17 protein-coding genes and 2 tRNA genes are annotated in these 21032 nt (G+C 61.4%); 5 read left to right on the forward strand and 14 right to left on the reverse strand.

Features of this window, described 5'->3' with window-relative positions; all coding sequences use genetic code 11:
• The first annotated feature begins 125 nt into the window (after positions 1 to 125).
• The 4 genes from pgi (at position 126) to AC5O5R_RS23600 (ending at position 7787) form a co-directional block, all read left to right on the forward strand.
• A complete protein-coding gene (pgi, locus tag AC5O5R_RS23585) occupies positions 126 to 1790 on the forward strand; it encodes a glucose-6-phosphate isomerase (protein ID WP_172286430.1) in 1665 nt (554 codons plus the stop codon).
• Between the two features lie 136 nt (positions 1791 to 1926).
• The gene (gene acs / locus AC5O5R_RS23590) at positions 1927 to 3861 is read left to right on the forward strand and encodes an acetate--CoA ligase (protein ID WP_172221593.1); all 1935 of its coding nucleotides are present in this window, start codon (positions 1927 to 1929) and stop codon (positions 3859 to 3861) included.
• Positions 3862 to 3903: 42 nt separating this feature from the next.
• A complete protein-coding gene (locus AC5O5R_RS23595; protein ID WP_172221596.1) occupies positions 3904 to 4773 on the forward strand; it encodes an oxygenase MpaB family protein in 870 nt (289 codons plus the stop codon).
• Between the two features lie 77 nt (positions 4774 to 4850).
• Positions 4851 to 7787, forward strand: a complete 2937-nt coding sequence (locus AC5O5R_RS23600) for a DUF748 domain-containing protein (protein WP_494514764.1) — start codon at positions 4851 to 4853, stop codon at positions 7785 to 7787.
• A 34-nt stretch (positions 7788 to 7821) separates the two neighbouring features.
• Here the strand turns inward: AC5O5R_RS23600 and AC5O5R_RS23605 are convergent, their stop codons facing one another.
• On the reverse strand, positions 7822 to 8235 hold the full coding sequence (locus AC5O5R_RS23605; protein WP_172221602.1) for a VOC family protein: 414 nt from the start codon (positions 8233 to 8235) through the stop codon (positions 7822 to 7824).
• Positions 8236 to 8295: 60 nt separating this feature from the next.
• Here AC5O5R_RS23605 and AC5O5R_RS23610 point away from each other — a divergent pair, with 60 nt between their 5' ends.
• Positions 8296 to 8598 carry a heme-binding protein gene (locus AC5O5R_RS23610; RefSeq protein WP_172221604.1) on the forward strand — a complete coding sequence of 101 codons (303 nt, stop codon included), beginning with the start codon at positions 8296 to 8298 and terminating at the stop codon, positions 8596 to 8598.
• A gap of 73 nt (positions 8599 to 8671) precedes the next feature.
• Here AC5O5R_RS23610 and AC5O5R_RS23615 read toward each other — a convergent pair whose 3' ends face one another.
• From AC5O5R_RS23615 to glmM, 13 genes are all read right to left on the reverse strand, one after another.
• Positions 8672 to 9022 (reverse strand): BON domain-containing protein, encoded by a 351-nt coding sequence (locus tag AC5O5R_RS23615; protein ID WP_172221607.1) that lies wholly within the window; start codon positions 9020 to 9022, stop codon positions 8672 to 8674.
• Positions 9023 to 9285: 263 nt separating this feature from the next.
• Positions 9286 to 11391, reverse strand: a complete 2106-nt coding sequence (gene pnp / locus AC5O5R_RS23620; RefSeq protein WP_043202562.1) for a polyribonucleotide nucleotidyltransferase — start codon at positions 11389 to 11391, stop codon at positions 9286 to 9288.
• 251 nt (positions 11392 to 11642) lie between these two features.
• Entirely contained in the window at positions 11643 to 11912 is a 270-nt protein-coding gene (rpsO, locus tag AC5O5R_RS23625) for a 30S ribosomal protein S15 (RefSeq protein ID WP_016489163.1), read from the reverse strand.
• A 147-nt stretch (positions 11913 to 12059) separates the two neighbouring features.
• Complete coding sequence (gene truB / locus AC5O5R_RS23630; protein ID WP_172221610.1) at positions 12060 to 12977, reverse strand: tRNA pseudouridine(55) synthase TruB; 918 nt, start codon at positions 12975 to 12977, stop codon at positions 12060 to 12062.
• Positions 12978 to 12980: 3 nt separating this feature from the next.
• On the reverse strand, positions 12981 to 13379 hold the full coding sequence (rbfA, locus tag AC5O5R_RS23635) for a 30S ribosome-binding factor RbfA (protein WP_172221613.1): 399 nt from the start codon (positions 13377 to 13379) through the stop codon (positions 12981 to 12983).
• Between the two features lie 116 nt (positions 13380 to 13495).
• Positions 13496 to 16018: a translation initiation factor IF-2 gene (gene infB, locus AC5O5R_RS23640; protein ID WP_172221616.1), complete on the reverse strand. Its 2523-nt coding sequence runs from the start codon at positions 16016 to 16018 to the stop codon at positions 13496 to 13498.
• A gap of 27 nt (positions 16019 to 16045) precedes the next feature.
• Positions 16046 to 17527: a transcription termination factor NusA gene (gene nusA / locus AC5O5R_RS23645; protein WP_016489167.1), complete on the reverse strand. Its 1482-nt coding sequence runs from the start codon at positions 17525 to 17527 to the stop codon at positions 16046 to 16048.
• Between the two features lie 59 nt (positions 17528 to 17586).
• Positions 17587 to 18045: a ribosome maturation factor RimP gene (rimP, locus tag AC5O5R_RS23650; RefSeq protein ID WP_172221631.1), complete on the reverse strand. Its 459-nt coding sequence runs from the start codon at positions 18043 to 18045 to the stop codon at positions 17587 to 17589.
• Positions 18046 to 18175: 130 nt separating this feature from the next.
• Positions 18176 to 18252: transfer RNA gene (locus tag AC5O5R_RS23655), tRNA-Met, on the reverse strand.
• A gap of 100 nt (positions 18253 to 18352) precedes the next feature.
• Positions 18353 to 18438, reverse strand: a tRNA-Leu gene (locus AC5O5R_RS23660).
• Between the two features lie 21 nt (positions 18439 to 18459).
• Positions 18460 to 18858 (reverse strand): preprotein translocase subunit SecG, encoded by a 399-nt coding sequence (gene secG, locus AC5O5R_RS23665; RefSeq protein ID WP_172221619.1) that lies wholly within the window; start codon positions 18856 to 18858, stop codon positions 18460 to 18462.
• Between the two features lie 4 nt (positions 18859 to 18862).
• Positions 18863 to 19618, reverse strand: coding sequence for a triose-phosphate isomerase (gene tpiA, locus AC5O5R_RS23670; protein ID WP_172221622.1), 756 nt, complete (start codon positions 19616 to 19618; stop codon positions 18863 to 18865).
• Between the two features lie 65 nt (positions 19619 to 19683).
• Positions 19684 to 21024, reverse strand: a complete 1341-nt coding sequence (glmM, locus tag AC5O5R_RS23675) for a phosphoglucosamine mutase (protein WP_172221625.1) — start codon at positions 21022 to 21024, stop codon at positions 19684 to 19686.
• Positions 21025 to 21032: the final 8 nt, after the last annotated feature.

Raw genomic sequence — 21032 nt, forward strand, 5'->3', positions numbered from 1 at the left:
CCCTCCAAAATCCCCCAGCGCTACCCATTCCCAGCGCCAACCCTTTGCCTATAATGATGCCAGCCTGAACCCGGCAATGAGTGCCTTGTCCAAGGCATCACCACGCACCAAGGGAACCCCGCGCAATGGCGTATTACCGTACACCCCACGATGTGACGGCCCTGCCCGCCTGGCAGGCGCTTCAGCAACACCGCGACGCCATGCAAGGCTTCAGCATGCGCGAAGCCTTCGCCGCCGATGCCCAACGCTTCGACCAGTTCTCCCTGAGCTGCTGCGGCCTGTTCCTCGATTACTCGAAAAACCTCATCACCGAACAAAGCCGCGACCTGCTGGTAAACCTGGCCAACGAGGTGGGCCTGCAGGACGCCATCAAGGCGATGTTCAGCGGCGAAATCATCAACGCCTCCGAAGGCCGCCCGGTACTGCACACCGCCCTGCGCAGGCCCGTGGGTGACAAGCTCAGCGTCAACGGCGTGAACGTGATGCCGGAAGTGCACAAGGTGCTGAACCAGATCACCGAACTGGTCGGCCGCATTCACGACGGCCTGTGGCGTGGCTACAGCGAAAAACCCATCACCGACGTGGTCAACATCGGCATTGGCGGCTCGTTCCTTGGCCCCGAGCTGGTATCCGAGGCGCTGCTGCCCTACGCCCAGCGCGGCGTGCGCTGCCACTACCTGGCGAACATCGACGGCAGCGAGTTCCACGAACTGTCGGCCAACCTGCGCGCCGAAACCACCCTGTTCATCGTCTCGTCAAAGTCGTTCAACACCCTCGAGACCCTGAAAAACGCCATGGCCGCACGCACCTGGTACCTGGCCCAGGGCGGCTCGGAAGCCGAGCTGTACCGCCACTTCATCGCCGTTTCCAGCAACAAGGCCGCCGCCGTGGCCTTTGGTATCCGCGAGGAGAACATCTTCCCGATGTGGGACTGGGTGGGCGGGCGCTACTCGCTGTGGTCGGCCATCGGCTTGCCGATTGCCCTGGCCATCGGCACGGCCAACTTCAAAGAGCTGCTGTCGGGTGCGCACACCATGGACCAGCACTTCCAGACCGCGCCGTTCGACAAGAACATGCCGGTGCTGCTGGCCCTGCTGGGCGTGTGGTATGGCAACTTCTGGGGCGCGAACAGCCACGCGATCCTGCCGTACGACCACTACCTGCGCAACATCACCAAGCACTTGCAGCAGCTGGACATGGAGTCCAACGGCAAGAGCGTGCTGCAGGACGGGAGCCCGGTGAAGACTGACACCGGCCCGGTTATCTGGGGCGGCGTCGGCTGTAACGGCCAGCATGCCTACCACCAGTTGCTGCACCAGGGTACCCAGCTGATTCCGGCCGACTTCATTGTGCCGGTAGTGAGTTTCAACCCGGTGGCCGACCATCACCAGTGGCTGTACGCCAATTGCCTGTCGCAGAGCCAGGCGCTGATGCAGGGCAAGACCCGCGAAGAAGCCGAAGCCGAACTGCGCGGCAAAGGGCTGAACGAAGCGGACATCGAAAAGCTGGCCCCGCACAAGGTGATCCCGGGCAACCGCCCGAGCAACACCTTGGTGGTCGAGCGCATCAGCCCGCGCCGCCTGGGCGCGCTGGTGGCGATGTACGAGCACAAGGTGTTCGTGCAGAGCGTGATCTGGGGTATCAATGCCTTCGACCAGTGGGGCGTGGAGCTGGGCAAGGAGCTGGGCAAGGGCGTGTACCAGCGCTTGGTCGGCAGCCTTGAAGACAGCGCCGAAGATGGCTCCACCCAAGGCCTGATCAACTACTTCCGCAGCCGTCACCGCGGGTGATCCAAAGCCTGTACCGGCCTCTTTGCGGTTAACCCCGTGAAGAGGCCGGTATGGGTTGAACACCCCTCCCAGCTACACTGTCCTATCGAATAGCCGTTGCAGTCCCTCGCCCCTCACAAGAGCAGGACCACCCGCCATGTTCGATATCCGCAACTATCCCCAGGCGCTGGCCGTCAGCCAGTCCGCCATCCTCACCCTCGACGAATACCACCGCCTGTACCGCCAGTCGGTCGACGACCCCGACACCTTCTGGGCCGAGCAAGCCAAGCGCCTGGACTGGATCAAACCCTGGTCGAGCGTGCAGCAATGTGACCTGCACACTGGCCAGGCGCGCTGGTTCGACGGGGCCCAGCTCAACGTCAGCTACAACTGCATCGACCGCCACCTGGCCCAGCGCGGCGAACAGACCGCCCTGCTGTGGGAAGGCGACGACCCCAACGACTCCAAGGCCATTACTTACCGCGAGCTGCATCGCCAGGTCTGCCGCCTGGCCAACGCCCTGAAAGCACGCGGGGTTAAAAAAGGCGACCGGGTATGCATCTACATGCCCATGATCCCCGAAGCCGCCTTCGCCATGCTCGCTTGCACCCGCATCGGCGCCATCCACTCGGTGGTGTTCGGCGGTTTCTCCCCTGACGCCCTGCGTGACCGCATCCTCGATGCAGACTGCCGCACAGTGATCACCGCAGATGAAGGCGTGCGCGGCGGCAAGCGCGTCCCGCTGAAACAGAACGTCGACCAGGCCCTGGCCAGTTGCCCTGCTGTCAGCAGCGTATTCGTGGTGCGCCGCACCGGTGGTGAAGTTGCCTGGGCCGAAGGCCGCGACCTCTGGTATGACCAGGCGACGGCAAACGCCGGCGATGACTGCGAGCCAGAGCCGATGGAGGCTGAAGACCCACTGTTCATTCTTTATACCTCCGGCAGCACCGGCAAACCCAAAGGCGTCCTGCACACCACCGGCGGCTACCTGCTGCAGGCGACGATGACCTTCAAGGTGGTGTTCGATTACCGCGAAGGCGAAGTGTTCTGGTGCACGGCCGACGTCGGCTGGGTCACCGGCCACAGCTACATCGTCTATGGCCCGCTGGCCAATGGCGCAATCTCGCTGATGTTCGAAGGCGTACCCAACTACCCGGATACCTCGCGGTTCTGGCAGGTCGTGGACAAGCACCAGGTGAACATCTTCTATACCGCCCCGACTGCGCTGCGGGCGCTGATGCGCGAAGGTTCCGGGCCGCTGCAAAGTACCTCGCGCAAAAGCCTGCGCTTGCTGGGCAGTGTTGGCGAACCGATCAACCCCGAAGCCTGGGAGTGGTACTTCGAGGAAGTCGGGCAGCAGCGTTGCCCCATCGTCGATACCTGGTGGCAGACCGAAACCGGCGGCATCATGCTTACGCCATTGCCAGGTACGCAGACGCTGAAGCCCGGCTGCGCCACACAGCCGATGTTTGGCGTGCAGCCGGTTCTTCTGGACGAAAAAGGCCAGCTGATCGAAGGCCCCGGCGCAGGCCTGCTGGCAATCAAGGCCAGCTGGCCCGGGCAGATCCGTAGCGTCTATGGCGACCACCAGCGCATGGTCGATACCTACTTCAAGCCGATGCCCGGCTATTACTTCACCGGTGACGGGGCCCGCCGCGATGCCGATGGCGACTATTGGATCACTGGACGGGTCGACGATGTGATCAACGTTTCCGGTCACCGGATAGGCACTGCTGAAGTCGAAAGCGCGCTGGTGCTGCATGACAGCGTCGCCGAAGCAGCGGTGGTCGGTTACCCCCACGACCTCAAGGGCCAGGGCGTGTACGCCTTCGTCACACCGATGAACGGAGTAACCCCCGACGACGGGCTCAAGGCCGAACTGCTAGCCCTGGTCAGCAAGGAAATCGGCAGTTTCGCCAAGCCCGAGCTGATCCAGTGGGCGCCGGCGTTACCCAAGACACGCTCAGGCAAGATCATGCGGCGTATACTGCGCAAAATCGCCTGCAACGAGCTGGACAACCTGGGCGATACCTCGACCCTGGCCGACCCCAGCGTGGTGCAGGGCCTGATCGACAAACGCCTCAACCAGTAACCGGCGGCCGCAGTCCCTGGCCGCCCTGCACGACAGGTCGCCATGGAAGCCCTCCGCCGCCGCATCGAAACCCAGGTCATGAGCCTCACCGGGCTGGCCCTAGGCCAGCTCGACCTGGAATCGCCCAAGGGCGACCCAGGCCTGTTCGGCCCGCACAGCATCAGCTGGCGCGTGCACGGGGACTTCCCGAGCATGCTGGTCGGCGGCATCAGCGCGCTGATGCTGCAGTTGCTGCATCCGCTGGCCCTGGCTGGCGTGTGGGACCACTCCAATTTCCGTCAGGACTTGCTCGGCCGGCTGCGCCGTACCAGCCAGTTCATCTCCGGCACCACCTTCGGCGCCACTGGCGATGCCGAATGGCTGATCGACAAGGTGCGCACGATTCACCTCCAGGTCACCGGCACCGCGCCGGATGGCCGTCCCTATGCAGCCAGCGACCCAGATTTGCTCACCTGGGTGCATGTGGCGGAGGTCAGCAGCTTTCTCGCTGCCCACCTGCGTTACCGCAACCCGCACCTTTCGCGTGCCGAGCAGGATGCCTATTACAACGAAATTGCATTGATCGCCGAGCGCCTTGGCGCCCGTGACGTGCCGCGTTCGTGCCAGCAGGTCGAAGATTACCTGCAACGCATGCGCCCGCAGCTGCACTGCGATGCGCGCAGCCACGAGGTAATGCAGATTCTGCTTGATGCCCCTGCCCCCAGCCGCCTGGCGCAACCGGTGGGCAAGCTGATGCTGCACGCCGGCATCGACCTGCTGCCGGGCTGGGGCCAGGCGATGCTCGGCCTGCAGCACGGCCCCTTGCAGCGGCGCCTGATCCGCCTGGGCCTGCAACGCACCGCGCCAGTGCTGCGCTGGGCCATGCGCGACGGCTCGGCGCATCGGGCCAAGCGGCGCATGGGTATCGAATGACACCAGCTACCGTCCCAGCGGAACTGATTTAACCTGCCATACTCCAAGCACTCCTGCTTAGACAGACGAAGCGACACATGTACAAAGGATTGACTCGCGCCGCTGGCGCAATCGTGGCCCTCGTAGCCCTCTACAGCCTGCTCGGCTTTCTCATTCTTCCTGGTGTCGCGCTGCGTATTGCCAACCAGCAGTTGGCCCAGTACGCGACCGTGCCGGCGCATCTCGAACGCATCGAGTTCAACCCCTTCAGCCTCGAGCTGACGCTGTGGGGCCTGCAGCTCGGCGAGCCAGGCAAGGAACAGGTCGCCTTCGAGCGCCTGTACGCCAACCTCTCGCTCGACAGCCTGTGGACCCGCGCCCTGCACCTGGAAGCGGTCGAACTCGACAAACCCCGCACCGAAGTGCTGTTCGCCAAGGACGGGGCCCTGAACCTGACAGGGCTGTTCAAGCTGCCGGCCAACCAAGCCAAAGCTGACGAGCCGCCCAGCGACCCGTTTCCGCTGCGCATCGGCAGCATCAAGCTCAGTGAGGGTTACCTGCACTTCGCCGACCAGCGCCCGAGCGAGCCGATCGAGTTCCTGTACGACAACATGAACCTGGAGCTGAAAAACCTCAGCACCTTGCCCGACGACAATGCCGACATGACCCTCGTAGCCAACGGCCCTAACGGCGGTCGCATTGACTGGAACGGCACCTTGAGCCTGTCGCCGATCGCCTCCGAGGGCACCTTGAAGGTCACCGACGCCAAGATGAAGGCGTTCTGGCCCTACGTGCGCGATGCCGTGCCGCTGGTGCTGGAAGAAGGCATTGTCAGCCTCGATACGCATTACAAGCTCAACCTCGCCAAACAGACCGAGTTGCTGCTGGACAATGCCTCCGTGCGCATTGCGCCGTTCGCCATCAAGGCACCGGATGGCCGCCCGCTGGCCCGCCTGGCCAGCCTGGAGGTCAGCGAGACCTCCGTCGACCTGGTCAAGCAGCGGGTGACCGTGGGCAAGATCCGCAGCGAAAAACTCGAAACCTGGGCCGCGCTGGAAAAAGACGGCCAGCTCGACTGGCAGAAGCTGTTTGCCAGCCAGCCGGCCAAGGCCACGCCGAAGGAAAAGGCCGAGCCGGCTGCCGCCGAGCCCACGCCTGAACAGAAAGCTGCCAAAGAGCCCAGCAAACCTTGGCAGGTGCTGCTCAAGGACGTACAGCTGCGTAACTACATGGTGCACCTGGCCGACCGTTCGCAAAAAGAGCCGGTTGCCCTCGACGTCGGCCCGCTCAACGCGGACCTGCAAGGTTTCGACAGTCTCAACCAGTCGCCCTTCACCCTCAAGCTCGACAGCGGCGTAGGTAAACAGGGCAAGCTGCAGGCAGCCGGCCAGGTCAACCTGGCACCGGTATGGGCCAAGCTGGATGTCAGCACCCGCGACATCGACCTGCGGGTAGCCCAGCCCTACATCAGTCCGTTCATTCTGCTGGAACTGCGCAGCGGCATGCTCGCCAGCGACCTCAAGGTCGACCTGAAGAACACCGCCCCGCTTGCCTTCACTGTCACCGGCAAGGCACAGGTCAACCAGCTGCATACCCTCGACACCATCAAGAGCCGCGACTTCGTCAAATGGCAGCAGGTCAATGTCGACGGCCTGGCCTATGTACACGGCGATGCGCTGTCGATCGACAAGGTGACCCTGCTGCAGCCTTATGCGCGCTTCATCATCAATGAAGACCGCACCACCAACGTCAATGACCTGCTGATCCCGCAGCCGGCAGGCGCCCCGGCGAGCAGTCAGGCCAAGCCGGCTGCTGCTGGCAGCAGCAAGCCATTGGGCATCCACATTGGCCAGATAGACATCAACGACGGTTCGGCCAACTTCGCCGATCTGTCACTCACACCCAACTTCGCCACGGCCGTGCAGCAGCTCAACGGCCAGATCGGCACCATCGACAACCGCAAGGCAGTACCGGCCAAGGTCGACATCAAGGGCAAGGTCGACCGCTATGCACCCGTGACCATCAAGGGTGCCCTGAACCCGTTCAACCCGCTGGCCAGCCTGGACATCGCCACCAGCTTCAAGCGCGTCGAGCTGACCACGCTGACGCCCTACTCCGGCAAGTTCGCAGGCTTCCGCATCCGCAAGGGGCGGCTCAACCTCGACCTGCACTACCTGATCACCAACGGCCAGCTCAAGGCCGAGAACAAGGTGGTGGTAGAGCAGCTGCAACTGGGCGAGAAGGTCGACAGCCCGGACGCGGTCGACCTGCCGATCCGCCTGGCCGTGGCGCTGCTGAAGGATACCGAGGGCAAGATCTCGATCGAACTGCCGGTAACCGGTGACCTCAACAACCCGCAGTTCAGCGTGATGCCGATTGTCTGGCAAACTTTGCGCAACCTGGTGCTGCGCGCGGCGCAGGCGCCGTTCAAGTTCATTGGCGGGCTGATTACCGGCGGTGGCTCGGAAGACCTCGGCAGCGTGGCGTTCGCCCCGGGCTCCAGCGAGCTCGGCGGCGACGCCCAGGCGTCCCTCGACAAGCTGGCGGCGGCGCTGAAGGAGCGCCCGGCGCTGCGCCTGGAAATCGAAGGCACCAGCGCACAGGCCAGCGATGGCCCGCTGATCGCCGAGCAGCGGCTGGAGCGTGAATATCAGGCTACCTGGTACAAGATCCTGCAGCGCCGGGGCGACAAGGTGCCGGCCAATGCCTCGCTGCTGGTGGTCGACGACAGCGACAAGCCGGCAATGCTCGAAGGCATCTACCGCACCCGCCTGAAGCAGCAACCGCCGGCTGACTGGGAACAACTGGGCCGTGACGAGCGTACGGCCAAGCTGCGCGAAGCGGTGATCAAGTCCTGGGCCGAAAGTACCGCGCTGCTACGCACCCTTGGCCAGGAGCGGGCCAGCAGCATCAAGGATTACCTGGTGGACAAAGGCAAGCTGGAAGATGACCGGGTGTATTTCATCGATACCAGCCTGGGGCAGCCTGAAAGCGATGGGCGGGTGGTAACGCCGATGCATCTGGATGCCGAGTAATCAGCAAGCCTGTGGCAGCGGCTGAATCCAGGCTTCAGACCAGCCGCTGCCCGGACACCGCCGGATGATACAGCGGCTGTACCTTGTTCCCCGCCGGGTCCAGCAGGTGGAAGCTGCGCGCCCCGTCACCATGGTTGAACGGCCGATCCAGCAAGGTCACGCCCAGGGCCTTGAAGTACGCATACCAGGCCTCCAGCTCCTCCACGCTATCCACGATGAAACCATAGTGGTCCAGGGTCTGCAGCCCATTGGCTGCCCCTGCCCCACGCCCCAGCGACAGGTTGTCGTTACCGCAGGTGAGGTACACCAGGTCCTCGTTGGCGCGGTTGAGCACTTCCATTCCCAGCACATCGACGTAGAAACGCTCACACTCCTCAAGGTTGGGGACCAGCAGGGCAATATGGCGCAGGCCATTCAGGCGACCGGGGCGTGCAGGCAATTCGGACATCAGCGAAGCTCCATTTTTGTATACAATTCATTCCTGAATTTAAAACATAAGGAGCGACTTGTGTATAGCCTGTTTATCAAGACCCGTATAAAGCCAGGTTGCGTCGAGGATTTTCTGACCGCGATCAAGGTCAATGCCGCTGCCTCTGTCGCCACCGAGCCTGGATGCCTGGTGTTCGACGTGTCGCAGGATCGCGTCGACCCGCAGGTCATCTACCTGTACGAAATCTACCGCGATGATGCGGCCTATGAGGCGCATACCCAGACCGCGCATTACCGGGATAGCCGCCCGCTGGTGGAGCCGCTCATCGTCAGCCAGGAGTGCATCGAGAGCGACGTCGTAGCGCGCAACCCGGTGTACTGAAAACGAAGAAGGGGCCGCAATGCGGCCCCTTCCAGGGATGGTGGCCAAATCCATTTGGCCGTCGGGACAATCCTTATTCGGACTTCAGGCCATCAGCCGATACGGCTTGTACGCCTTTGATCTTCTTGGTGATGGCAACTGCCATCTCTTTCTGGGCCTCAGTCACTTTCATGTCGGACGACAGCGACACGACACCTTTATTCGTTTCCACTTTGATGTCGCTGCCAGGCACACCTTTCTCGGTCATCAGGTCGGCTTTGACCTTGGTGGTGATCCAAGTGTCAGAGGTCGCTTCCTTGGCTTGGGTCACCTCACCGGCGGCCAGCGTCATCGGGGCCTGGGTGGTTTGCTGGGCGAATGCCGCGTTAGCCATGGTCAGGGTCAGAGCGGTGGCAGTAGCAGCAGCAATGGCGAACTTCTTCATGTGTGTCACTCCTGTTTTTCGAAAGGTCTGCGCCGTATGTCCTGGCGGCAGGTATGAAGGTAGTTGCATGGGCTGTGCCAGCTTTTACTCTTTGATTATTTACTTATAAATCAATGAGTTAGCTGATCGCCGAGGTTCAAGGTGTCGTGCATTTTGCAACCTGCGCGGTAAACCTGCATGCAAGATGCAAGTCCGCAAAAGGTTCCCTGTCGCGCATAAAAAAAGGGCTCCGAAGAGCCCTTTTCCTGTTGCCTGGCAGTCGCTTAGACGCCCGATGCCTTGGCAGCGGCGACGTCCTTGATCGACAGCTTGATACGGCCGCGGTTGTCCACGTCCAGTACCAGTACTTCAACTTCCTGGCCTTCTTTCAGGATGTCGGTCACTTTCTCGACGCGAGCATCGCTCAGCATGGAGATGTGCACCAGGCCATCTTTACCCGGCAGGATGTTGACGAAGGCGCCGAAGTCGACAATGCGCTCGACCTTGCCGACGTAGATCTTGCCGATCTCGGCCTCGGCGGTGATACCCAGGATGCGCTGCTTGGCAGCCTCCGCCGCTTCCTTGGTTTCGCCGAAGATCTTGATCGAGCCGTCGTCTTCGATATCGATCGAAGCCTTGGTCTCTTCACAGATGGCGCGAATGGTGGCGCCGCCTTTGCCGATGACGTCACGGATCTTGTCGGTGTCGATCTTCATCGCGATCATGGTCGGGGCGTTGGCCGACAACTCGGTACGCGACTGGCCAATGATCTGGTTCATCTGGCCGAGGATGTTCAGGCGCGCTTCCAGGGCTTGGCCCAGGGCGATTTCCATGATCTCTTCGGTGATGCCGTTGATCTTGATGTCCATCTGCAGCGCAGTAACACCTTTGGCGGTACCGGCAACTTTGAAGTCCATGTCGCCCAGGTGGTCTTCGTCACCCAGGATGTCGGTGAGGACTGCGAACTTCTCGCCTTCCTTGACCAGGCCCATGGCGATACCGGCAACCGGTGCCTTCATCGGCACGCCCGCATCCATCAGCGCCAGGGAAGCACCACAGACCGAAGCCATGGAGCTGGAACCGTTGGATTCGGTGATTTCCGACACCACACGGATGGTGTACGGGAACACGTCGGCCGCAGGCAGCATGGCCTGTACCGAACGGCGAGCCAGGCGGCCGTGACCGATTTCGCGACGGCCAGCACCGCCCATGCGGCCACACTCACCTACCGAGAACGGCGGGAAGTTGTAGTGCAGCATGAAGGGGTCTTTCTTCTCGCCTTCGAGGGTGTCCAGCAGCTGGGCATCACGCGCAGTACCCAGGGTCGCGACGACCAGGGCCTGGGTTTCGCCACGGGTGAACAGCGCCGAACCGTGGGTTTTCGGCAGAACGCCGACTTCGATGTTCAGAGGGCGAACGGTCTTGGTGTCGCGGCCGTCGATACGTGGCTTGCCGTTGACGATGTTTTCGCGAACGGTGCGGTATTCGATTTCGCCGAAGATTTCTTTCACTTCGGAAGCCGAAGGCTGGCCTTCTTCACCCGAGAACTTGGCGATGGCCTGATCACGCAGCTCGCCCAGGCGCGCATAGCGGTCAGCCTTGACGGTGATGGTGTAGCCCTGCGAAACGCCTTCGCCGAACTCGGCGCGGATGGCGTTGAACAGTTCGGTGTTGGCGACGGCAGGCTTCCAGTCCCAGGTAGGCTTGGCAGCTTCTGCAGCCAGCTCCTTGACGGCCTGGATAACAGCCTGGAATTCGTCGTGGGCGAACAGTACGGCGCCCAGCATCTGGTCTTCGGTCAGCTCTTGAGCTTCCGACTCAACCATCAGCACAGCGTCGGAAGTACCGGCAACGACCATGTCCAGGCTCGAGGCAGCCAGTTGCTCGTAGGTCGGGTTCAGCAGGTAGCCGGTGCTCTCGTGGAAAGCAACACGGGCGGCGCCGATCGGGCCTTCGAACGGAATACCGGAGATGGCCAGCGCAGCCGAGGTACCGATCATCGCAGCGATGTCCGGGTCGGTCTTCTTGCTGGTGGAAACCACGGTGCAGACAACCTGCACTTCGTTCATGAAGCCTTCTGGGAACAGCGGACGGATCGGACGGTCGATCAGGCGCGAGGTCAGCGTCTCTTTCTCGGAAGGACGGCCTTCACGCTTGAAGAAGCCACCCGGGATCTTGCCGGCGGCGTAGGTCTTTTCCTGGTAGTGAACCGACAGCGGGAAGAAACCCTTGCCTGGATCAGCCTGTTTGGCGCCTACCACAGTCACCAGCACGGTGACGTCGTTGTCGACGGTAACCAGCACGGCGCCGGTTGCCTGACGGGCGATACGGCCCGTTTCGAGAGTAACGGTCGATTGACCGAACTGGAAAGTCTTGATTACCGGGTTCACGGTTTCCTACCTTTTTTCAGTGGCTCTGGGGGAACTGGTTTCTTGCGAATTCTTGGGCAGAACGGGGAATCGGCCCCATTGACCGTCCAGATACAACACGAGGCCGGGAGCCTGGCTGCCGAGCGGTAGAACCGCTCGACATCACCAGGCTGCCAGCCTCGCAGATACGCATGGCGTGCTCAAAGACAACGCTGCAAGGCAACGTTGCCAATGCATGAGACACGCCATGCACACCACTGACCAGGCCGCTATTAGCGACGCAGGCCCAGGCGACCGATCAGGGCGCTGTAACGAGTGGTGTCTTTGCCCTTCAGGTAGTCCAGCAGCTTACGACGCTGGTTAACCATGCGGATCAGGCCACGACGCGAGTGGTGGTCTTTACCGTTGGCCTTGAAGTGGCCTTGCAGTTTGTTGATGTTCGCGGTCAGCAGAGCAACCTGAACTTCCGGGCTACCAGTGTCGCCAGCAGCTTGCTGGTAGTCGGTAACGATTTGAGCTTTTTCTTCAACGCTGAGGGCCATGAGGCAACTCCAATTACACGGATCCCGCAAGCGGGGTCCAATAGGCCAGGGACGAACCCTGTATTAATAAATGAGGTGTGACCGTGCCTACTGACAGCCATCCTCGGTTCCGCCCGGACCGGCTCGAGCCGCCCCGGGTGGTATCGGTCATTCCGACCGAATCAGTCGACGCGGCGCAATGCGCCCGTCTTCGCTCACTTCACCGATACCGATGAAGCGTGCGTTGTGATCCTGTACCCGGACCATGCCGAATTGTGGCGCGTCCGGTGCGCGTACCGCCTGGCCATGCAGCCAGTAGAACGCACTGTGCTCGGACAGGCTGACCATTGGCCAATCCTGCAACCCGCTGTCCGATGGCATGAGGAAGCGATCAAGCGCTTCGTTGCCGCCGTCGGCATGGGCCTGCTCGAGTTCTTCGAGGGTGACGGTTTGCGCCAGCGCGAAGGGCCCGGCCTGGGTCCTGCGCAGCTCGGCTACATAGGCGCCGCAGCCAAGAGCCTCGCCAATATCCTCCACCAGGGTGCGGATATAGGTGCCTTTGCTGCATCCTACGGTCAACCGTGCACGGGTGCCTTCGCACTCGAGCAACTCCAGCCGGTTAATAGTAACAGAACGCGCCTCGCGCTCCACTACCTCTCCTGCACGTGCCAGCTTGTACAGCGGCTGGCCGTCGCGCTTGAGCGCCGAGTACATCGGCGGTATCTGGCTGATCGGGCCGCGAAAACGTGGCAGCAGCGCTTCGATGTCGGCGCGACCAACGGTCACGTCGCGGGTCTGCAGCACTTCACCTTCGGCATCGCCGGTGTTGGTAGTCTGGCCCATCTGCATGACGGTTTCGTAGCCCTTGTCGGAATCGAGCAAGTACTGCGAAAACTTGGTCGCTTCGCCGAAGCACAGCGGCAGCACACCGGTTGCCAGCGGGTCGAGGCTACCGGTGTGGCCGGCCTTTTCCGCGTTCAGCAGCCAGCGCACTTTTTGCAGCGCGGCGTTGGAGGTGAAGCCCAGCGGCTTGTCCAGCAGGATGATGCCGCTGACGTTGCGGCGGATACGTTTGACCTGGGCCACCGCTTACTCCTTGGTGTCCGGCTCGTCGGTACCTTGGTGCAGGCGGTCTTCGGCCACTGCACGCTCGATCAGCGCCGACAGGTGCACGCCACGGCTGACACTTTCATCGAAGTGGAAGTGCAGCTGCGGCACGCTGCGCAGTTGCATCGAGCGGCCCAGGTGCAGGCGCAGGAAGCTGGCAGCGCTGTTCAGTGCCTTCAGCGACTGCTGCACGGCGTCCGGGGTTTCCTCGCCCATGACGGTGATGAACACCTTGGCATGGCCCAGGTCACGGCTGACGTCCACGGCAGTGATGGTCACCAGGCCGACACGTGGGTCCTTGACTTCGCGACGGATCAGCTCGGCCAGCTCGCGCTGCATCTGATCGCCAATACGTTGGGTACGGCTATATTCTTTGGCCATTCTTGCTACCTGTAACTTAAAGCGGCAAACGCCCGGTCAAGCTGATGCCTGACCGGGCGCTACCTGTAAAGGTGCCGCCAACCGCCGTAGGGCGGGGTTTGGCGGCAAGCTCGCCCTTAAAGGGTACGAGCCACCTGGACTTTCTCGAAGACTTCGATCTTGTCGCCGACCTTGACGTCGTTGTAGCTCTTGACGCCAATACCGCACTCCATGCCATTACGCACTTCGGCAGCATCGTCCTTGAAGCGACGCAGCGATTCCAGCTCGCCTTCGAAGATCACAACGTCCTCGCGCAGTACGCGGATCGGACGGTTGCGGTACACGGTACCCTCGATGACCATACAGCCAGCGATGGCGCCGAACTTCGGCGAACGGAACACGTCACGCACTTCCGCGACACCCAGGATGTTCTCGCGAACATCGCTGCCCAGCATGCCGGTCAGGGCCTTCTTGACGTCTTCGATGATGTCGTAGATCACGTTGTAGTAACGCATATCCAGACCTTCCTGCTCGACGATCTTGCGCGCGCCGGCATCGGCACGCACGTTGAAGCCGAACAGTACTGCATTCGAAGCCAGCGCCAGGTTGGCGTCGCTCTCGGTGATACCACCAACGCCACCACCGATCACGCGCACCTGGACTTCATCGTTGCCCAGGCTGCCGAGCGAGCCGTTCAACGCTTCCAGGGAACCACGTACATCGGTCTTGAGGACGATGTTGAGGGTCTTCTTCTCTTCCTGACCCATGGTCTCGAAGATGTTTTCCAGCTTGCCGGCGTGAGCACGGGCCAGCTTGACCTCGCGGTATTTGCCTTGACGGAACAGGGCAACTTCACGGGCTTTCTTCTCGTCGGCAACCACGGACAGCTCGTCACCGGCTTCCGGGGTACCGTCCAGGCCGAGAATCTCGACCGGGATCGACGGGCCGGCTTCCTTCACAGGTTTGCCGTTCTCGTCGAGCATGGCACGTACGCGGCCATAGTTGGAGCCGCACAGGACCATGTCGCCCTGACGCAGGGTACCGTCCTGAACCAGGATGGTAGCCACCGGGCCACGGCCCTTGTCCAGGCGCGATTCGACGACGACACCACGACCAGGAGCGGTCGGAGTGGCGGTCAGCTCAAGCACTTCGGCCTGCAGCAGGACGGCTTCAAGCAGCTCGTCGACACCGGTACCCATCTTCGCCGAAACCTTGACGAACGGCGTGTCACCACCCCATTCCTCGGAGGTCACGCCTTCAACCGACAGTTCGTTACGGATGCGATCGAGGTCGGCACCCGGCTTGTCGATCTTGTTCACTGCTACAACCAGTGGGACGCCAGCTGCCTTGGCATGCTGTACGGCTTCACGGGTCTGCGGCATCACGCCGTCGTCCGCCGCCACCACCAGGATGACGATGTCGGTAGCCTTGGCACCACGGGCACGCATCTGGGTAAACGCAGCGTGACCTGGGGTATCGAGGAAGGTGACCATGCCGCGGTCGGTTTCCACGTGGTAGGCACCGATGTGCTGGGTGATACCACCGGCTTCGCCAGCGGCAACCTTGGCACGACGGATGTAGTCGAGCAGCGAGGTCTTGCCGTGGTCAACGTGACCCATGACGGTAACGACCGGGGCGCGCGACTCGGTCTGGCCTTCGAACTTCAGCGATTCGGCCAGGGAATCTTCCAGGGCGGTATCGCTGACCAGGGTGACCTTGTGACCCAGCTCTTCTGCGATCAGCTGAGCGGTTTCCTGGTCGAGCACCTGGTTGATGGTGACCGGAGTACCCATCTTGAACATGAACTTGACCACTTCGGCGCCCTTGACGGACATCTGGTTGGCCAGTTCGGAGACCGTGATGGTCTCGCCGATGGTCACGTCACGAATGACCGGACCAGTCGGGTTCTGGAAGCCGTGCTGGTTGCGCTTCTTCAGCTTGCCCTTGCCACCACGACCACGACGAGCGCCATCGCTCTCTTCGTCGGTGGTGCGCGGAGCGGCACGTGGAGTCGGCGCTTTTTCCTTCTCCTTGACCTTGACCTTGATCGACACACGCGGAGCCTCGCCGCGACGACGGTCGTCATCGCGAGTACGGCTTTCGTTGCGACGGGTCTCGTCCTTCTTGCGCTCGGCAGCACGGGCTGCAGCGTCTTCGGACGCCGGTGCGTCAGCGACTACCGGGGCCGGAGCCGCGGCTGCAGCTGGCTTGGCGGCGGCTGCCGGGGCAGCAGCAGGGGCTTCTGCTGCCTGACGGCGAGCCTGCTCTTCGTTGCGCTGGCGAACGTCGGCGTCAACCTTGTCGCGAGCGGCGTTTTCAGCCGCGCGGCGCTCGTCCTGCTCTCGCTTCTGCTCAGCCTGGATTTCTTCCGGGCTGCGCTGCACGAATACTTTCTTCTTGCGTACTTCTACGCTGATGCTCTTGCTACCGGCGACACGCAGGGTGCTGGTGGTTTTGCGCTGCAAGGTAATCTTGCGCGGCTCTTCCGCCTTGCTCTTGTGGCTGCTCTTCAAATGAGTCAGCAGGGTCTGCTTCTCATTGTCGGTCACTACCTGACCGGCGTCGGTGTGCGGCAGACCTGCCTCACGCATCTGCTGCAGCAGGCGCTCTACCGGTGCCTCGACCTCTTGGGCCAGTTCTTTCACCGTGACTTGCGTCATGCACTTCTCTCCTCAGGCCGCGCCTAATTACTCGAACCAATGGGCTCGGGCGGCCATGATCAACTTGCCGGCACGCTCTTCGTCGATGCCGTCGATGTCGAGCAGATCGTCGATCGACTGCTCGGCCAGGTCTTCGCGGTTAACCACGCCGCGCACCGCCAGTTCAGCCGCCAGGTCCTTGTCCATGCCCTCAAGGGAGAGCAGGTCTTCGGCCGGGTGGGCGTCTGCCAGTTTTTCTTCGGTAGCGATGGCCTTGGTCAACAAACGGTCCTTGGCTCGAGCGCGGAGCTCATTGACGATATCTTCGTCAAAGCCATCGATGTTGAGCATTTCTTCCAACGGTACGTAGGCAATTTCTTCGAGGCTGGTGAAGCCTTCGTCGACCAGCACTTGGGCCAGCTCCTCGTCGACTTCCAGTTCATCAATGAAATTGCGCAGGATGTCACCGGTTTCGGCCTGCTGCTTGGCCTGGATGTCCTTCTCGGTCATCACGTTCAGGGTCCAGCCAGTCAACTGACTGGCCAGGCGAACGTTCTGACCGCCACGGCCAATGGCCTGGGCCAGGTTGTCTTCGGCGACGGCGATGTCCATGGCATGGGCATCTTCATCAACGATGATCGCCGCGACTTCAGCCGGCGACATGGCGTTGATGACGAACTGCGCCGGGTTATCGTCCCACAGGACGATATCCACACGCTCACCACCCAGCTCCCCGGATACGGCCTGGACGCGCGAACCACGCATGCCGATACAGGCACCTTGCGGGTCGATGCGCTTGTCCTTGGAGCGGACGGCGATCTTGGCTCGCGATCCCGGATCACGGGAGGCGGCCATGACTTCAATGAGGCCCTCGGCAATTTCCGGCACTTCAATGCGGAAAAGCTCGATCAGCATCTGTGGCGCAGTGCGCGACAGGATCAGCTGTGGACCACGGTTTTCCGTGCGAATTTCCTTGAGCAGTGCACGCAGGCGCACGCCGACCCGGAAGGTTTCACGCGGAATGATATCTTCGCGAGCCAGCAAGGCCTCGGCGTTGTTGCCCAGGTCAACGATGACGTTGTCGCGGGTAACCTTTTTGACGGTACCGGAGATGATCTCGCCTACGCGCTCGCGGTAGGCGTCGACCACCTGGGCGCGCTCGGCCTCGCGGACCTTCTGCACGATGACCTGCTTGGCGGTCTGGGCGGCGATACGACCGAATTCGATGGACTCGATCTTCTCTTCGATCACGTCACCGATCTTGGCTTCCGGGTGAGTGTCCTTGATCTTGTCGAGCCAGGTCTCGATTGCCGGATCATCAAGATCGGCCTCGTCGACCACGGTCCAGCGACGGAAGGTCTCGTAGCTACCGGTGTGGCGGTTGATTTCCACACGCAGGTCGACTTCGTCTTCAAAACGTTTTTTGGTTGCAGTGGCCAGGGCCACTTCCAGCGCTTCGAAAATGACGCCGGGCGGTACACCTTTTTCGTTGGATACCGATTCAACAACCAGCAGTACTTCTTTGCTCATCGTACGCCTCGCCTTGCGCAAGCCATTGGGCCCGGATAGTCCACCGGGCCCGGCACGTCTCAGTCAAAACTGGGAATAATATTGGCCTTGTCGATCGAGTCGATCGGTAACAGGAACTCCTGGTCGTCCACCTGGACCACCACATCCTGATCCTCCACACCGCGGAGAAGGCCCTGGAAGTTACGACGACCCTCGAAGGGTGAGCGCAGCTTGATCTTCACTTGTTCGCCGGCATGCGAGGCAAACTGTTCAAGCGTGAACAGCGGGCGTTCCATGCCAGGAGAAGAAACCTCTAGGGTATATTCAGAGCTGATCGGATCTTCCACATCAAGAACGCTGCTGACCTGGCGACTGACTTCTGCGCAGTCGTCCACCAGAATCCCGCCTTCCTTGTCGATGTAGACACGTAGTACCGAATGCTTGCCCTGGGAGACGAATTCAATCCCCCAGCATTCGAAGCCCAACCCCGTGACCACCGGGGCCAACAAGGCCTGCAACTGTTCTAGCTTGCTCGACACCTGAACCCCCTCGTGCATGCTGTGCAAATAAAAAATGGGCGAAGCGCCCATCCCTGAAAGCGCCGTTGGACAACGACGCCGAAAACTGTTCGGTTAGCAAAAAGCCCCTGAAAAGGGGCTCCGCTGAAGCTGGTTGCGGGGGCTGGATTTGAACCAACGACCTTCGGGTTATGAGCCCGACGAGCTACCAAGCTGCTCCACCCCGCGACAAAGCTGGGGCGAAAGTATAAGACCGAACCCCGTTGAGGGTCAAATCCAAACGATCACCTACAAGAAAGCCCGCTAAAGCGGGCTCTCAAGCTTTAATTGGTACCGAGAAGGGGACTCGAACCCCTACACCCTATGGGCACAACCACCTCAAGGTTGCGTGTCTACCAATTCCACCACCTCGGCAATACTACTACTTGAAACCCGTTACTTCTGCTCTTCTGCCGGAGGAGGTACATCACCAGTATTAGGGGTGACTTCACTCTTCTGCTGTTGGAGCACCGGTACATCATCATTAACTGCCGGCTTTTGCTGCTCTTTCACTTCTAGCACTGCTGGATCTGGAAGACCTGCTTGGCTAAGCTGGTGAGCTTGTTGCTTCGCGAAGTATCCTAACCCAAGTGCTGTCAAAAAGAAAGTGGCAGCGAGTATAGCAGTGAATTTACTTAGGAACGTTGCAGAGCCCTGACTCCCGAACACGGTGTTTGAGGCACCCGCGCCGAAAGATGCACCTGCTTCAGCACCTTTACCCTGTTGCAACAGAACCAGCACTACAAGCGACAGCGCTGCCAACAGATGAAAAACGACGATGACTGTTTCCAGCATTTGTTCAGTTTCCTGCGGCGCGACAAATTGCACCGAATTCGTCTGCGTTCAGGGACGCTCCACCAATGAGCCCCCCATCGATATCCGGCATGCCGAACAGTTCGGCCGCATTGGCCGCCTTCACGCTGCCGCCGTAGAGCAGCTGCACCTTCGCAGCCACTTCAGCATCTTCTGCCGCCAGCTGGCCGCGGATGGCGGCGTGCACATCCTGGGCCTGCTGTGGCGAGGCCGTAAGGCCCGTACCGATGGCCCATACAGGCTCATAGGCAATTACTGCATTGGCAAAAGCCTTAACACCGAAAGCTTCGATGATACTGCTTAGTTGACGCCCGACAACTTCTAGCGTCTTGCCCGCCTCGCGCTCTTCAAGGGTCTCCCCTATGCAAAGCACTGGCTTCAAACCTTTGGCCTGGGCCGCTGCAAACTTGCGATTGAGCACATCGTCGGTTTCGCCAATGATCTGGCGACGCTCCGAGTGACCCACCAACACCAACTTGCAACCTGCTTCAGCCAGCTGCTCCGGAGCAACTTCCCCGGTCAGCGCACCCTGTTCGGGTTGTACAGCAGAATTCTGTGCGCCGACAGTAATTTCTTTGCCTGCCAGGCCATCGATCACTTGATTGATGAACAAGGCGGGTGGAAATACCGCGACTTCCACTTCGCTCGGCAAGGCAAGATTGCTCAAGCCTTCGGTCAGCTCAGCGACGCTAGCGCGGGTACCGTGCATCTTCCAGTTACCAGCTACCATAGGGCGACGCATGCTTTACCTCGTCGGTCAAAGTGGGCGCAGATCTTACCCAACCAGATCTGCGCTGGCAAGCGCCTTCAGACACAAACTTCGCCGACCAGTTTGGCCAACGCTTCGGCGTGCGTGCGCACCTGGCTTTCGTCTTCGCCCTCGACCATGACCCGCACCAACGGCTCGGTCCCGGACTTGCGCAGCAGCACACGGCCACGACCGGCCAACGCTTCGGTCACCTTGGCACTGGCTTCCTTGACCGCCGGGTGCTCCAGCGGGTCGACCTTGCTCGCCCCAAAGCGCACGTTGATCAGTACCTGCGGGCACTTGCGCAGGGCCTGGCGGGCCTGTGCGAGGCTTTCACCACGACGCTTGAGCGCCATCAGAACCTGCAGCGCGGCAATGATCGCGTCACCGGTGGTGGTGTGGTTGCAGCACACCACGTGGCCGGAGTTTTCACCACCGACCAGCCACTCACGTTCCAGCAGCTCGGCCATCACGTACCGGTCGCCGACCTTGGCCCGCACGAACGGGATATCCAGGTCCTTCAGTGCAAGCTCCAGGCCCAGGTTGCTCATGAGCGTACCGACCACTCCGCCCTGCAGCTTGCCACGGCTGTGCAAGTCGCGAGCGATGATGAACAGCAGCTCGTCACCGTCGATGATCGCGCCAGTGTGGTCGACCATCAGCACGCGGTCGCCGTCGCCGTCGAAGGCGATACCGAGGTCGGCATGCCCCACCAGCACGGCCGCCTGCAGCGACTCGATATGGGTCGAGCCGCAGCCTTCGTTGATGTTCAGGCCGTCCGGCTGGGCGTGCAGCACGGTCACGTCGGCACCCAGCTCGCGGAATACGCTTGGCGCGACCTTGTAGGTGGCGCCGTGGGCGCAATCGACCACCAGCTTGAGGCCTTCGAAACTGGTGCTGCTCGGCACGCTGCTCTTGCAGAATTCGATGTAGCGGCCGGCGGCGTCATTGATGCGCGAAACCTTGCCCAGCTTACCCGACTCGACAACGGTCATCGGCTGGTCGAGCAGCTCCTCGATCATCAGCTCGACTTCGTCCGGCAACTTGGTGCCCTGGCCCGAGAAGAACTTGATGCCGTTGTCATCATGCGGATTGTGCGAGGCACTGATGACGATACCGGCCTCTGCGTGGAAAGTGCGCGTCAGGTAGGCGATGGCCGGCGTCGGCATCGGTCCGAGCAGCAGCACATCGGCACCTGCTGCAGACAGGCCGGCCTCGAGCGCCGACTCGAACATGTAGCCGGAGATCCGCGTGTCCTTGCCCACCAGCACCCGGCAGTGGCCCGCCTTGCGGAAGGCCATGCCGGCCGCCCAGCCGAGCTTCAGCATGAAGTCCGGCGTGATCGGGTATACGCCGACGCGGCCACGAATGCCGTCGGTACCAAAATATTTTCTGCTCATAGGGACTC

Source organism: Pseudomonas sp. 8_5_2, assembly GCF_059295255.1.